The organism is Pseudomonas chlororaphis subsp. aurantiaca (assembly GCF_013466605.1).
Taxonomy (GTDB): domain Bacteria; phylum Pseudomonadota; class Gammaproteobacteria; order Pseudomonadales; family Pseudomonadaceae; genus Aquipseudomonas; species Aquipseudomonas chlororaphis_I.
On record NZ_CP059162.1, the window covers coordinates 3368277 to 3381964 of the forward strand.

Here is a 13688-nt window from a genome sequence, read left to right on the forward strand (position 1 = left end):
CATAAGAACAAGGAACTCGCGGTGAAAGACTTCAACGAATGGACAGCCCTGGCGCAACGCCAACGCCTGATCGACAGCGCCTTTATCGACGGTGAGGCATGCCAGGCCGAGAGCGGCGCGCGCTTCGATGTGGTCAACCCGGCCACCGAGAAACGCTTGGCCCAGGTGGCCGCCTGCGGTGAGGTCGAGGTCGACCGGGCGGTGCGCAGCGCCCGTCGTGCGTTCGAGCAGGGCCCCTGGGCCAGGATGGCGCCGAGCGAGCGCAAGGCCGTGCTGCTGCGCCTGTCGCGGCTGATGCTGGAGCACCGCGACGAACTGGCCTTGCTCGACTCCCTGAGCATGGGCAAGCCGGTGATGGATGCCTGGAGCATCGACGTGCCGGGCGCTGCCCAGGTGTTCGCCTGGTACGGTGAAAGCCTCGACAAGCTCTACGACCAGGTGGCGCCGAGCGCGAGCAATGTCCTGGCGACCATCACCCGGGTGCCGCTGGGGGGGGGCGGCGCGGTGGTGCCGTGGAATTTCCCGCTGGACATGGCCGCCTGGAAGCTGGCCCCGGCCCTGGCCGCCGGCAACAGCGTGGTGCTCAAGCCGGCCGAGCAGTCGCCGTTCTCGGCCCTGCGCCTGGCCGAGCTGGCCCTTGAGGCTGGCGTCCCCAAGGGCGTGCTCAACGTGGTGCCGGGCCTGGGCGAGGAGGCCGGTCGCGCCCTCGGGCTGCACATGGAGGTGGATGCCCTGGTGTTCACCGGTTCCACCGAGGTGGGCAAGTACTTCATGCAGTACGCCGCGCAATCGAACCTCAAGCAGGTCTGGCTGGAGTGTGGCGGCAAGAGCCCGAACCTGGTGTTCGCCGATTGCCAGGACCTGGACCTGGCGGCCGAGAAAGCCGCGTTCGGCATCTTCTTCAACCAGGGTGAAGTCTGCTCGGCCAACTCGCGCCTGCTGGTGCAGCGTTCGATCGCCGACGGGTTCATCGAGCGCCTGGTGGCCAAGGCGCGCCAGTGGCAGCCAGGCAATCCGCTGGACCCGGCGAGCCGGGCCGGGGCCATCGTCGATGCGCGGCAGACGCAGCGCATCAAGCGCTACATCGAACAGGCCCAGGCCGAGGGCGCGCAGCTGTTGTGCGGTGGGCGGCAACTGAGCTTCGACGGCTCGAGCAACTTCATCGAGCCGACCATCTTCACGGGTGTGACCGCCGACATGACCCTGGCCCGCGAAGAAGTGTTCGGCCCGGTGCTGGCGGTCACGGTGTTCGACGACGAAGACCAGGCGGTGGCCCTGGCCAACGAGCACATCTATGGCCTGGCCGCGTCGTTGTGGACCGACGACCTCAATCGCGCGCATCGGGTATCGCGGCGGCTGAATGCCGGAACCGTGTCGGTGAACACCGTCGACGCGCTGGATGTGACCGTGCCCTTTGGCGGCGGCAAGCAGTCGGGCTTTGGCCGCGACCTGTCGCTGCATTCGTTCGACAAGTACACCCAGCTGAAAACCACCTGGATTCAACTGCGGGGCTGAGGGCCCCGAGCGCAGCACCGATCTTCCAAAAAATAGAACAACAAGACGGAGCAACCGATGAACAGCAATGCAAGCGTGCAAACCGGCGTCCTGGCGCCGCCTGCGAGTCGCAAGAAACTCGGCCTTACCGCGCTGTTGGCGGTGGCCATCGGCCTGGTGGTCTCACAAGGCGTGATGGTGCTGATGCTGCAAGGCGTCGGTATCGCCGGCCTGGGCTTTATCGTGCCCCTGGGCCTGGCCTACCTGCTGGCCCTGAGCTACGCCTGTTCGTTCTCCGAGCTGGCGCTGATGATCCCACGCGCCGGCAGCCTGAGCACCTACACCGAAGTCGCCATCGGCCAGCTCCCGGCGATCCTGGCGACCTTTTCCGGTTACGTGGTGGTGGCGATGTTCGCCCTGTCGGCCGAGCTGTTGCTGATGGAGTTCATCATCGACAAGGTCTATCCGCACTCCATGCCACCGCTGACCGTGGCCCTGGCGGTACTGGCGCTGTTCACCGTGCTCAACCTGTTCAACATCGACATCTTCGCCCGCCTGCAGACGGTGCTGGCGGTGGTGATGACCGTGGTGTTGCTGGTGATGGGCCTGAGCGCGATGAACAGCGACATCGTCACGCCCAACCCGGCGCTGTTCGACAGCGCCCACTGGAACCCCATGGGCCTGGGGGTGATCGCCCTGACGGCGATGGCGGTCTGGGGGTTTGTCGGTGCCGAGTTCGTCTGCCCGCTGGTGGAAGAAACCCGTCGCCCGGAGCGCAACATCCCGGGTTCGATGATGCTCGGCCTGACCATCATCTTCGTGATCATCAGCCTGTACGCCCTGGGCGCCTTGCTCACCGTGCCCCAGGCGGAACTGGCCAGCAACGGCCTGCCGCATTACCTGTTCGCCACCACGGTGTTCGGCGAGGCGGGCAAGGTGTTCCTGGTGATCGCGGCGATCACCGCCACTTGCAGCACCCTCAACAGTTCGCTGGCGGCGATCCCGCGCATGCTGTTCGGCATGGCCCGCAACGGCCAGGCCTTCGGCGTGTTCAAGCGCCAGGGCAAGCGCACCGGCGCGCCCTGGGTCGCGGTGCTGTTCATCGCCGCGGTCACCGGCCTGCCGTTGCTGCTGATGCACGACCATGCCGACGCGATCAACCAACTGCTGCTCTCGGCGGCCCTGGCCTGGCTGCTGGCCTACATCATCACCCACGTCAACGTCATCGCCCTGCGCCGGCGCTACCCGCAGGTGGCGCGGCCGTTCCGCACGCCGTTCTACCCCTTGCCGCAGCTGTTCGGCATCGCCGGCATGCTGTTTGCGATCTGGAACGTGTCGCCCAGCCCGGAGATGACCTTTTCGATTTTTGCCTACGCAGGCCTCGTGCTGCTGATCGTCTCGATCATCGCCGTGCTGTGGATCAAGGGCGTGATGGGCAAGCCACTGTTCAAGCCGGAGCCGCTGGCCAGCGTGCTCGGCACCCTCGATAAAAAACCGCAAGGAGACTCGCAATGACCGCTCAAGTGAAACCCGTCCGCAGCACCGGCGACTACCAGGCCGCGGATGCCGCGCACCACATTCATGCGTTCCTCGACCAGAAGGCGCTGAACGCCGAAGGGCCGCGGGTGATCGTGCGCGGTGAGGGCCTGACGCTCTGGGACAACGACGGCAAGCGCTACCTGGACGGCATGTCGGGCCTGTGGTGCACCAACCTCGGCTACGGCCGCAAGGACCTGGCCGCGGCCGCCAGCCAGCAGCTCGAGCAACTGCCGTACTACAACATGTTCTTCCACACCACCCACCCGGCGGTGGTCGAGCTGTCGGAGCTGCTGTTCAGCCTGCTGCCTGCGCACTACAGCCACGCGATCTACACCAACTCCGGCTCCGAGGCCAACGAGGTGCTGATCCGCACCGTGCGCCGCTACTGGCAGATCCTCGGCAAGCCGCAGAAGAAGATCATGATCGGTCGCTGGAACGGCTACCACGGCTCGACCCTCGGCGCCACGGCGCTGGGCGGGATGAAGCTCATGCACGACATGGGCGGGGTGATCCCGGACGTGGCGCACATAGACGAGCCGTACTGGTTCGCCCACGAAGGCGAGCTGACTCCGGCCGAGTTCGGCCTGCGCGCGGCGCGGCAGCTGGAAGAGAAGATCCTCGAACTGGGCGCCGAGAATGTCGCGGCCTTCGTCGCCGAACCCTTCCAGGGCGCCGGCGGCATGATCTTCCCGCCACAAAGCTACTGGCCGGAAATCCAGCGCATCTGCCGCCAGTACGACGTGCTGCTGTGCGCCGACGAAGTGATCGGCGGTTTCGGCCGTACCGGCGAATGGTTCGCCCACCAGCACTTCGGTTTCGAGCCCGACACCCTGTCGATCGCCAAGGGCCTGACCAGCGGCTACATCCCCATGGGCGGGCTGATCCTGTCCCGGCGCATGGCCGAGGTGCTGGTGGAGCAGGGCGGGGTGTTCGCCCACGGCCTGACCTATTCCGGCCATCCGGTGGCGGCGGCGGTGGCCATCGCCAACCTCAAGGCCCTGCGCGACGAAGGCATTGTCAGCCGGGTCAAGCAGGACACCGGGCCTTACCTGCAGCGCTGCCTGCGCGAAGTCTTCGACCACCACCCGTTGATTGGCGAAGTGCAGGGCGCCGGGCTGGTGGCGGCCTTGCAGTTCGCCGAAGACAAGGCCAGCCGCAAGCGTTTCGCCAACGAAAACGACATGGCCTGGCGTTGCCGCACCATCGGCTTCGAAGAGGGCCTGATCATCCGCTCGACCCTGGGCCGGATGATCATGGCCCCGGCCCTGGTGGCCAGCCACGCCGACATCGATGAACTGGTCGACAAGACCCGTACCGCCGTAGACAGGACCGCCCGCGAATACGGTCGTCTGTAGGCCCAAAAGCGGCCGGCGCGCGCGGGCGCGTCGGCCTGTTAGAGGAACCGCTACATGTCCAGATCCTTGCGTTGCTGTGTTCCCTTTGCCCTGGCCCTGTTGTGCAGCGCTGTTTCGGCCGCACCGCAGAGCCTCACCGTCATCTCCTTTGGCGGTGCCACCAAGCAGGCCCAGGACAAGGCCTACTTCCAACCTTTCACCGCCAGCGGCGCAGGACGCGTGGTCGCCGGCGAATACAACGGGGAGCTGTCGAAAATCAAGGCCATGGTCGATGTCGGCCATACCAGTTGGGACGTGGTCGAAGTCGAAAGCCCGGAGCTGTTGCGTGGCTGCGACGAAGGCCTGTTCGAACGCCTCGATCCGGCGCGCTTCGGCGACCCGGCGCAATTCGTGCCGGGGACCCTGAGCGAATGCGGGGTGGCCACCTATGTCTGGTCGATGGTCATGGCCTACGACCAGGACAAGCTGGCCAAGGCGCCGACCTCCTGGGCGGATTTCTGGAACGTCGCCGACTTCCCCGGCAAGCGCGGCTTGCGCAAGGGCGCCAAGTACACCCTGGAAATCGCCTTGCTCGCCGACGGGGTCAAGCCGGACCAGCTGTACCAGGTGCTGGGCACTCCCGAGGGCGTGACCCGGGCGTTCGCCAAGCTCGACCAGATCAAGGGCAATATCCAGTGGTGGGAGGCGGGCGCGCAGCCGCCGCAATGGTTGATCGCCGGCGATGTGGTAATGAGCGCCGCCTACAACGGCCGGATCGCCTCGGCGCAGAAGGAAGGCATGAAGCTGAGCATCGTCTGGCCGCAAAGCCTGTACGACCCGGAGTACTGGGCGGTGGTCAAGGGCACGCCGAACAAGGCGTTGGCCGAAGACTTCATTGCCTTCGCCAGCCAGCCGCAGACCCAGAAGGTGTTCTCCGAGGAGATCCCTTACGGGCCGGTGCACCGTGACGCGCTGGCGCTGCTGCCGGCGGCGGTGCAACAGCAACTGCCCACCGCCGAGGCCAACCTGGCCGGGGCGCGGGCCGTGGACGCGGAGTTCTGGGTGGACCATGGCGAGGAGCTGGAACAACGCTTCAATGCCTGGGCGGCGCGCTGAACCGGCGGCACCGCCAACCGCAGGAGCGGGTCAATCCGCTCCTGCAAGCCCGGCACTTCAGGCCAGCCAGGCCTTGAACTGCTCCTTGCAGTAATCGACGAACAACTGCGCAGGCTTGGTCAGCTGCGCCCGTCTCAGCCAGCCGGCCACCAGCGCCGAACCGGTGACATCCTCGGCAATCTCCACACAGACTACTTCCTGGCCGTCATAAGTGCTGCTGCCATGGGGCCTGGTCACCAGCAAGGCAAAGCCGAACCCCTGGCCGACCATGCCGCGTACCATCTCGATCGACGGCGAGCCGAAGACGATATTCGGCGTCAGCTGCAACTCCTCGAAGATGCTCACGAAGTAGGTGCGGCTGGGTTGCACATCCAGCAGGATCATCGGTTCCAGTACCAGGTCGCGCAGTGACACCTGGGCCTGCCCGACAAAACGGTGCCCGGCCGGCACCAGGGCATAAGGCCGTTGCGGCGCCATCAGCGCCTCGGTCTCGATGGTGCTGTCCAGGTCGTGCTCGTAGAAGATCGCCAGGTCGAAGCGCCCGCCGGTCAAACCCTGCACCAGTTCCTGCTGCTCGCCGTCCTGCAGGCGGATCTCCACCCCCGGAAAGCGTTCGCGAAAACCGGCGATCAGCCGTGGCAGGTAGAGCGGGGCGACCGTCTCGAAACAACCGATATCGATCTGCCCGCACACCACGTCGTTGTCGGCCAGGGCGTTTTGCTCGAACTCGTGGGCCATGCGCAGCAGTTCCTGGGCCTTGCGGTAGAAACGCGCGCCGCCGGGCGTCAGGGACACGCCCTGGGCGTGATGACGGATCAGCAACTGCACGCCGAAGCTGTCTTCCAGGCCCTTGACCGCCGTGGAAATCGACGGCTGGGCGATATACAGCTTGCGCGACGCCTCGGCGACGCTGCCACATTCGACGGTGGTGACGAAATACTTCAATTGACGCAAGGAATAGGACGCCACAGTGCACCTCTGGCCGATGGTTTTGCTCCCACGATACCCGCTCCGCGGGCTGGCACTGCAGCGGATTTTGCTCGGCAGTGGGCATATTTTCGCTGGGTAGGCGCGCAGTGCCGCAAAGGCTTGCGGGTAGAGGTACGGCTTCCAGGTGCCGCCTGGACATGTAGGACTTTAACCCCAAGGTGGGTAGGAGAAATCTTGGTGTACTGGTTATACATCCAGTATTTTCGAGCGATTCCTCTGCCAGCGTGATGCAGAACGAAAAATGGGCGCGTGGACAGAAATTCCAGCTCGGTTAATTTGCAGACCTCTCCTTTGGAAAGGGAGAGTTTCTTAAATCAATGGAGCAATAAACATGAACAAACCACAAACCCAATCGCCGCTTCGCCATGGTCGCGTCACCTCCCCAGCCTCCCGCGGCGCAGTCGCCATCGACCTGGGCCTGCTGGGCGGCTGGCAGGTCAATGAGATGGAAGGCGGCAAGAACTTCCCGGCCCTGGTCGCCGGTCCGTTCCCTGCGCCGTTCGACTCGGACAACCCAAGCGTCGCGCCGCCGGCCGATGGCTTCATCCTCAGCGGTGGCAAGACCGATGCCCGGGACTGCGTCAACTTCACCGATGAGGAGATGAGCAAGAAGCTCAACCGCGCCTTCACCTGGCCGCTGCTCAACGTCGACCCCGGCCAGATCTTCAAGGTGACCTGGCAGTACACCGCACCGCATACCACCCGTGGCTATCGCTGGCTGATCACCAAGGACGGCTGGGATCCGAAACAGCGCATCACCCGCGCCCAACTGGAGGCCCAACCTTTCGCCGAGGACTTCTATCCGCAGGTGCCTTACTACAGCCATGCCGGCGAATTGAAGGCCAAGGTCGATCACCAGGTGAAGCTGCCGGCCAACAAAAAGGGCCGTCATGTGATTGTCCTGATGTGGATCGTGGCCAATACCGGCAACGCCTTCTATCAGGCCTTCGACGTCGACTTCAAATAAGTCTGCGGATCATTCAAACGTTCTGAAGGATTAGAACATGTCACAGATTGACTTTACCCAACTGAAAACGACGCAGGACGATGCCGCGTCGCGGATGCCGAGCCTGGATGGCAAGAAAATCCTCATGGGCTACTGGCACAACTGGCCGGCCGGCCCCTCGGACGGCTACCAGCGCGGGCAGTTTGCCAATATGAACCTGGAGGATGTGCCCCGCGACTACAATGTGCTGGCCGTGGCGTTCATGAAAGGCAGCGGTATTCCGACGTTCAAGCCGTACAACCTGTCCGATGCCGAGTTTCGTCGCCAGGTGGGCGTGCTGAACAGCCAGGGCAGGGCGGTGCTGATGTCCCTGGGTGGCGCTGACGCTCATATCGCATTGAACCCGGGCCACGAACAGCCTCTGGCCAATGAAATCATCCGTCTGGTGGAAACCTACGGCTTTGACGGGCTGGACATCGATCTTGAACAGAGCGCGATTGACGCTGCCAGCAACAAGACCGTCCTGCCTGCCGCGCTGAAGCTGGTCAAGGATCACTATGCTGCCGAGGGCAAGCATTTCATCATCAGCATGGCGCCGGAGTTCCCCTACCTGACCGCTGCCGGTCGATACGTCGACTACCTCAAGGCGCTGGAGGGCTACTACGACTTCATCGCGCCGCAGTTCTACAACCAGGGCGGCGACGGCCTCTGGGTTCAGGAGGCCAACAACGGCAAGGGGGCCTGGATTGCCCAGAACAACGAGGCCATGAAAGAGGACTTCCTCTATTACCTGACCGAAAGCCTGGTGAGTGGTACTCGCGGTTTCACCAGGATTGCGCCTGACAAATTGGTCATTGGCCTGCCCGCCAACGTCGATGCCGCTGCCACCGGGTACGTGGTCAACCCGACGGCCGTTTCCAATGCGTTCAAGCGCCTCCATGCCAAAGGGCTGTCGATCAAGGGCCTGATGACCTGGTCGGTCAACTGGGACAACGGGTTCAACAAGGACCACGTGCCCTACAACCAGGAATTCAGCCGGCGCTACGGGCCGTTGATCAGCGGTGGCAAGCAGTCCCCGTCAACGCAGGATGAGCCCCTCCCGCAGACCGCCCACTAACACTCGATCAAGGAGACATCCGGCAGACGTGCCTGATGCTCCAACAGCCAAGCCTGTTGACTGATCGATGAGGGCAAGCAATGAAAATCCGATGTCGGAAGGCATCGGATTTTTTTGCAGATAAGACCTTCAGGCTTTCGAGATGGGTGCCGTCCACCAGGTCCTGGCGCAGGGGCGCAGAGTGGACGGGCCATTGCAGCTGCTGCGCATCAGTGCCGGCGACAGGCTTGCCTGGGCGTTCAACTGATGAAGATGATCTTCGACACCAGCTCTGCACTGTTCTTGGCCTGAAGCTTCTTCATCAGCCGGGCGCGGTGGACTTCCACGGTGCGGTGGGAAATGCCCAGCTTGCGCGCCACTTCCTTGCAGGTCAGGCCATTGACAATATGCAGCGAGATCTCCCGTTCGCGCGGGGTCAACTGGATCATCGGCGCCGGCTGGCGGTCCAGGCTCTCGAAATGCCAGACCATCAGCTTGAAGGGATCCTCGACCGTCAGGGAAAAACCGTGGGCGCGGGCCCAGAACACCTCGCCGTTGCGATGCTGCATGAAGCGCTCGTCGGAGTAGAAGGCGCCGGGCCCGTTGCGCAACCAGTGCTCACTGCGTTCGCCGATGCTCTGGTAGTCGGCCTGGGAGGGGTACAACAACAGGGTCAGGTGGCCCTGCAAGTGTTCGCGTTCGTAGCCGAACAGGCGAACGAAGGCCTGGTTGCAGTCGAGCATCCGGCGATGCCCGGTGATCATCTGCGGTGCGGGGGAAACCTGGAAGGCCAGGCGCTCGAGGTCCTGGAATTGCTGGGCGTATAGGGTCATCAGGCATCCTGCCTCGGGTTTATCGGCGCGTCCCTTTTTTTGGGGGGTACGTACTACTTACTGCCGTACGTAGTTGCCCCAACTAGCGTGTGATTCGGGTGCTGAATCATTGTATGGAATACCCGCTTCAAGGACAGAAGAAAATCACCATGACTCACGATTCCGTATCCATCGTCGCTGCCGCCCATAGTCCTTTTGGTCGTCTGGACGGCCTGAACCTCGAGGACCTGATCGTCCAGGTTACCCGCGAGGCCCTGGCAGACGCTGAGATCGATGCCGCACAAATCGACGCGCTGTTTCTCGGGCACTTCAACTCCGGCCTGGTAGCGGATGGTTTCCCAGCCTCGTTGATGCTCCAGGCCGACCCGCAACTGCGCTTCAAGCCCGCCACCCGCTGCGAGAACGCCTGCGCCTCCGGTTCGGCGGCGATCCAGGCCGGGATCCACGCGATCCGCAGCGGCGCCGCCGAGCTGGTGCTGGTGGTCGGCGCGGAGAAAATGACCGGCAACAGCACCGTCGAAGTCACCCGCGCCCTGGCCGGCGCCGGCTACCAGAACGCTCTCCAGGAGGCCGGCCTGAGCTTCGCCCAGCTGTTTGGCCAGGTGGCGCAGCAGTACGCCGACCGCTACCACAGCCCAATGGCCTCGATGGCCATGATCGCGGTGAAGAACCACGCCAATGCCATGGCCAACCCCCTGGCGCAGATGCACCGGGTGATGGACTTTGAACACTGCAACAACGTTTCCCAGGGCAACCCGCTGATCGCACCGCCACTGCGCCTGACCGACTGCTCGCTGATCAGTGACGGTGCGGCGGCGATCATCCTGGCCTCGCCGCAGCGCGCCCGTTCGATGCGACGCCAGGTGGCGATCCGTGCCATGACCCAGGTGAACGACTTCCTGCCCTTGTCGCGCCGCGACGTGCTGGCCTTCGAGGGGCCGAAACGGGCGATCCACGGGGCCCTGCGCCAGGCTGGCGTGACCCTGGGCGATCTGAGTTTCGCCGAGGTACACGACTGCTTCACCATCGCCGAACTGCTGATCTACGAAGCCATGGGCCTGGCGCCCAGGGGCGAGGGGCACCGGGCCCTCGACGACGGCACCGTGCGCCAGGGCGGACGCCTGCCGGTGAACCTGTCCGGCGGGCTCAAGGCCAAGGGGCATCCGGTGGGGGCCACCGGGGTATCGATGCATGCCCTGGGCTTTGCCCAACTGATCGGCAAACCCATCGGCCTGGGTGTGCCCGGTGCCGAGTTCGGCTTGCTGTTCAACATGGGCGGCATGGCGGTGGCCAACTACGCCAGCGTCCTGCAAGCGGTCAAGGTCTGAGGATGAACATCGCCCATTGGCTGCGCGATGCGGCCGAGCGCTGGCCTCGGCGGCCGGCTCTGTTCGAGGGGCGCCGCCAGGTCGCCGACTACCAGGCGTTTGCCGCGCAGGCCCGGGCCCGCGCGCTGCAACTGCGCCACGCGCACGGCATTGTGCCTGGCGACCGGGTGGCGCTGCTGATGCAGAACAGCTGCGGTTATCTCGAACTGTTGTATGCCATCTGGTGGAGCGGGGCGGTGGCGGTTCCGATCAACAGCAAACTGCACACCCTGGAGGCCACCTGGATTGCCGGCAATGCCGGGGTCCGACTGATCTATACCGATGAGGGTCAGAGCTTCGACGCCGCGACCCTGCCGGCCGGCTGCCGCGAACTGGCCGCGCCGGGGCTGGCCGTGCAAGGCCGGGCGCCGGGCGATGAGCTGGTGGAGCCGCACCTGCGGGAGGACACCGACCTGGCCTGGCTGTTCTACACCTCCGGCACCACCGGGCGCCCCAAGGGCGTGATGCTGTCCCATGGCAATCTGATCGCCATGTCCTTGTGCTATCCGCTGGACGTGGATCCGGTGGCCGGCGATGACGCAGTGGTCTATGCCGCGCCGATGTCTCACGGCGCCGGTCTGTACAACTTCATCCATGTGCGCTGTGGCGCCCGGCATGTGGTGCCGGCATCCCGGGGGTTCCAGGCGGCGGAGTTGTTCGAGCTGGCGCAGGCGCTGAGCCAGGTCAGCCTGTTTGCCGCGCCGACCATGGTCAAGCGCATGGTGGAGCAGGCCCGGCAGCAGGGCTATTGCGGCGAAGGAATCAAGACCATCGTCTGTGGCGGGGCGCCGATGTACCTGGCCGACCTCGCCCAGGCCCTGGACACCTTCGGCCCGCGCCTGGTGCAGATCTACGGCCAGGGCGAATGCCCGATGACCATCAGCGCCCTGTCCCGGGAGGCGATTGCCGACCGCGAGCATGCCGACTGGCCGGCCATTGCCGCCTCGGTAGGGCGCGCCCACGCCTGTGTCGAGGTGCGGGTGGTGGATACTACCGGCCAACCCCTGGCCCCCGGCGAACCTGGGGTGATCGCCGTGCGCGGGGCAGTGGTGATGCAGGGGTACTGGGGCAATCCGCAAGCCACCCAGGAGGCCCTGGTGGACGGCTGGCTGCTCACCGGCGACATCGGTTTCCTGAACGAGCGGGGTTACCTGACCCTGACCGATCGCAGCAAGGATGTGATCATCTCCGGCGGTAGCAACATCTACCCGCGGGAAGTCGAGGAAGTACTGATCCAGCACCCCGAGGTGTTCGATGTTTGCGTGGTGGGGGAGGCCGACGCCCTGTGGGGCGAGTCGGTGGTGGCCTTCGTGGTCCTGCGCACGCCCGGCAGCCTCGATGCGCAGGCGCTCAACCAGTGGTTCCTGGCGCGCATGGCCTCGTTCAAGAAGCCGAAGAAGTACCTGTTTTGCGCCGAGCTGCCGAAAAACAGCTATGGCAAGATTCTCAAGACCCGGTTGCGCCAGTGGTTGCAGGACCCCACGGGGCCCTTGAACAACCTCTGAGGCGCTGCATTTCATGGATAACACGACGACAGGAGTCCCCGACATGGATGTGTCACCTTCCAACTTCCAGCGCCAGCGGCGCCGAGCCTTCATCGGCGCCACTTCCGGCCACTTGATCGAGTGGTACGACTATGGCGTCTACGGTTTCCTGGCCCTGTATATAGGCAAAGCCTTCTTCGTCTCTGACGATCCCACCAGCAGCCTTCTGGCGAGCTTCGCGGCCTTTGCCCTGAGCTTCTTCATCCGGCCCCTGGGCGGCCTGTTCTTCGGTCCCCTGGCCGACAAGATCGGCCGACGCAAGACCCTGATCACGGTGCTGGTGATGATGGCCGGCTCCACCTGCCTGCTGGGCCTGTTGCCGACCTACGCCAGCATCGGCATCGCTGCGCCGGTGATCCTGGTGCTGATTCGCTGTGTGCAGGGTTTCTCCGCCGGTGGCGAGATCGGCACTATCACCAGTTTCATTTCCGAATACGCTGGCCCCGGGCGCCGAGGTTTCGCCACCTGCTGGCTGATGGTCACCGCGGTGCTCGGCCTGCTCCTGGGCGGCGCTGTGGCCAATGGCATGACCTGGGCCCTGGGCGCCGAGCTGATGCAGGATTGGGGCTGGCGGATCCCGTTCCTGATCGCCGGTCCCCTGGGTTTCATCTCGCTGTATATCCGCCTGAAGCTGGAAGACAGCCCGGAGTTCCTCGCCCTGGTAGAGGCCGGGCAGACCTCCAAGGCGCCGCTGCGCGAGGTCTGGCAGTGGAAGCGCTCGATCGCCCTGGTGTTCTTCATCATTACCTTGCACAGCTCGATCTTCTACCTGGTGCTGACCTTCGCCTCGACCTACATGTCCAACACCCTCAAGTTCGACAGCGGCACTACCTTGCTCTATGTCTTCGTCGCCAGCCTCTCGGCGGCGGTGGTCATGCCCTTCGGTGGCGCCTTCACCGATCGCTACGGGCGCAAGCCGTTCCTGATGGTGATCGGTACCCTGGCGACCCTGGCCATGTACTGGTTCTTCAAGACAGCGCCCAACGCCACTCCGGCCACCCTGTTCTGGCCGCTGATGGCCGTGGCGATCCTGTTCGGGCTCTACGCGTCCTCGACCTACGCGCTGATGAGCGAGCTGCTGCCGACCCGCATCCGCTCCACCGGCATCGCCGTGGCCTACAACATCCCGGTGGCGGTGTTCGGCGGCAGCGCGCCGCTGATTTCCACCTGGCTGATCAAGCTCACTGGCGACATCACCGCGCCCTGGTACTTCTACGTGGCGACCGGAGTCGCGTCGCTGCTGGCCCTGGTAGTGCTGCGCAAGGAGGACTTCGTCGCCTGTACCCACGACGCCCGGCACCAGGGCCGCGGGGCTGCGCAACTCCTGGTCAATCCGCAAGCTTGAGCCCACCTGTCGGTACCGGCCCCGGCTGACTGGCGCCACCCGGCCGCGCGTCGCGGCCTGGCGGCCAGGACGTCGGTATGGGGC

The 13688-nt window shown here is 64.7% G+C and carries 11 protein-coding genes; 9 read left to right on the plus strand and 2 right to left on the minus strand.

What is annotated here, in order from left to right; genetic code table 11:
- Positions 1-21: 21 nt before the first annotated feature.
- The 4 genes from H0I86_RS15460 to H0I86_RS15475 are packed head-to-tail and all read left to right on the plus strand — an operon-like array spanning position 22 to position 5483.
- The gene (locus H0I86_RS15460; RefSeq protein WP_180925701.1) at positions 22-1515 is read left to right on the plus strand and encodes an aldehyde dehydrogenase; all 1494 of its coding nucleotides are present in this window, start codon (positions 22-24) and stop codon (positions 1513-1515) included.
- A 57-nt stretch (positions 1516-1572) separates the two neighbouring features.
- Positions 1573-3009 carry an APC family permease gene (locus H0I86_RS15465; protein WP_180925702.1) on the plus strand — a complete coding sequence of 479 codons (1437 nt, stop codon included), beginning with the start codon at positions 1573-1575 and terminating at the stop codon, positions 3007-3009.
- A complete protein-coding gene (locus H0I86_RS15470; RefSeq protein ID WP_180925703.1) occupies positions 3006-4388 on the plus strand; it encodes an aspartate aminotransferase family protein in 1383 nt (460 codons plus the stop codon). Before H0I86_RS15465 ends, H0I86_RS15470 begins: the two co-directional genes overlap by 4 nt.
- Before the next feature lie 54 nt (positions 4389-4442).
- Positions 4443-5483, plus strand: a complete 1041-nt coding sequence (locus H0I86_RS15475; RefSeq protein WP_180925704.1) for a gamma-aminobutyric acid-binding protein — start codon at positions 4443-4445, stop codon at positions 5481-5483.
- Between the two features lie 57 nt (positions 5484-5540).
- Here H0I86_RS15475 and H0I86_RS15480 read toward each other — a convergent pair whose 3' ends face one another.
- On the minus strand, positions 5541-6452 hold the full coding sequence (locus tag H0I86_RS15480) for a LysR substrate-binding domain-containing protein (protein ID WP_180925705.1): 912 nt from the start codon (positions 6450-6452) through the stop codon (positions 5541-5543).
- A 352-nt stretch (positions 6453-6804) separates the two neighbouring features.
- Between H0I86_RS15480 and H0I86_RS15485 the strand changes: the two genes are divergently transcribed.
- Both H0I86_RS15485 and H0I86_RS15490 read left to right on the plus strand, forming a co-directional pair.
- On the plus strand, positions 6805-7440 hold the full coding sequence (locus H0I86_RS15485; RefSeq protein ID WP_180925706.1) for a lytic polysaccharide monooxygenase auxiliary activity family 9 protein: 636 nt from the start codon (positions 6805-6807) through the stop codon (positions 7438-7440).
- 37 nt (positions 7441-7477) lie between these two features.
- Positions 7478-8536, plus strand: coding sequence for a chitinase (locus H0I86_RS15490; protein ID WP_180925707.1), 1059 nt, complete (start codon positions 7478-7480; stop codon positions 8534-8536).
- Positions 8537-8775: 239 nt separating this feature from the next.
- On the opposite strand, the gene H0I86_RS15495 is transcribed toward H0I86_RS15490, so the two are convergent.
- Positions 8776-9348, minus strand: a complete 573-nt coding sequence (locus tag H0I86_RS15495; RefSeq protein ID WP_180925708.1) for a LuxR C-terminal-related transcriptional regulator — start codon at positions 9346-9348, stop codon at positions 8776-8778.
- A gap of 149 nt (positions 9349-9497) precedes the next feature.
- Between H0I86_RS15495 and H0I86_RS15500 the strand changes: the two genes are divergently transcribed.
- From H0I86_RS15500 to H0I86_RS15510, 3 genes are read left to right on the plus strand one after another with little or no spacing between them, the layout of a single operon-like run.
- Positions 9498-10676, plus strand: coding sequence for an acetyl-CoA acetyltransferase (locus tag H0I86_RS15500; RefSeq protein WP_180925709.1), 1179 nt, complete (start codon positions 9498-9500; stop codon positions 10674-10676).
- Between the two features lie 2 nt (positions 10677-10678).
- The gene (locus tag H0I86_RS15505) at positions 10679-12220 is read left to right on the plus strand and encodes a class I adenylate-forming enzyme family protein (RefSeq protein ID WP_180925710.1); all 1542 of its coding nucleotides are present in this window, start codon (positions 10679-10681) and stop codon (positions 12218-12220) included.
- A 43-nt stretch (positions 12221-12263) separates the two neighbouring features.
- A complete protein-coding gene (locus tag H0I86_RS15510) occupies positions 12264-13604 on the plus strand; it encodes an MFS transporter (protein ID WP_180925711.1) in 1341 nt (446 codons plus the stop codon).
- The last annotated feature ends 84 nt before the right edge of the window (positions 13605-13688 follow it).

What these genes read in the sequence shown, in the direction of transcription:
- H0I86_RS15465 (WP_180925702.1), top strand. Translation starts at nt 1,573, where the DNA reads ATGAACAGCAATGCAAGCGTGCAAACCGGCGTCCTGGCGCCGCCTGCG.
- H0I86_RS15470 (WP_180925703.1), top strand. Translation starts at nt 3,006, where the DNA reads ATGACCGCTCAAGTGAAACCCGTCCGCAGCACCGGCGACTACCAGGCC.
- H0I86_RS15475 (WP_180925704.1), top strand. Translation starts at nt 4,443, where the DNA reads ATGTCCAGATCCTTGCGTTGCTGTGTTCCCTTTGCCCTGGCCCTGTTG.
- H0I86_RS15485 (WP_180925706.1), top strand. Translation starts at nt 6,805, where the DNA reads ATGAACAAACCACAAACCCAATCGCCGCTTCGCCATGGTCGCGTCACC.
- H0I86_RS15490 (WP_180925707.1), top strand. Translation starts at nt 7,478, where the DNA reads ATGTCACAGATTGACTTTACCCAACTGAAAACGACGCAGGACGATGCC.
- H0I86_RS15495 (WP_180925708.1), bottom strand. Translation starts at nt 9,348, where the DNA reads ATGACCCTATACGCCCAGCAATTCCAGGACCTCGAGCGCCTGGCCTTC.
- H0I86_RS15500 (WP_180925709.1), top strand. Translation starts at nt 9,498, where the DNA reads ATGACTCACGATTCCGTATCCATCGTCGCTGCCGCCCATAGTCCTTTT.
- H0I86_RS15505 (WP_180925710.1), top strand. Translation starts at nt 10,679, where the DNA reads ATGAACATCGCCCATTGGCTGCGCGATGCGGCCGAGCGCTGGCCTCGG.
- H0I86_RS15510 (WP_180925711.1), top strand. Translation starts at nt 12,264, where the DNA reads ATGGATGTGTCACCTTCCAACTTCCAGCGCCAGCGGCGCCGAGCCTTC.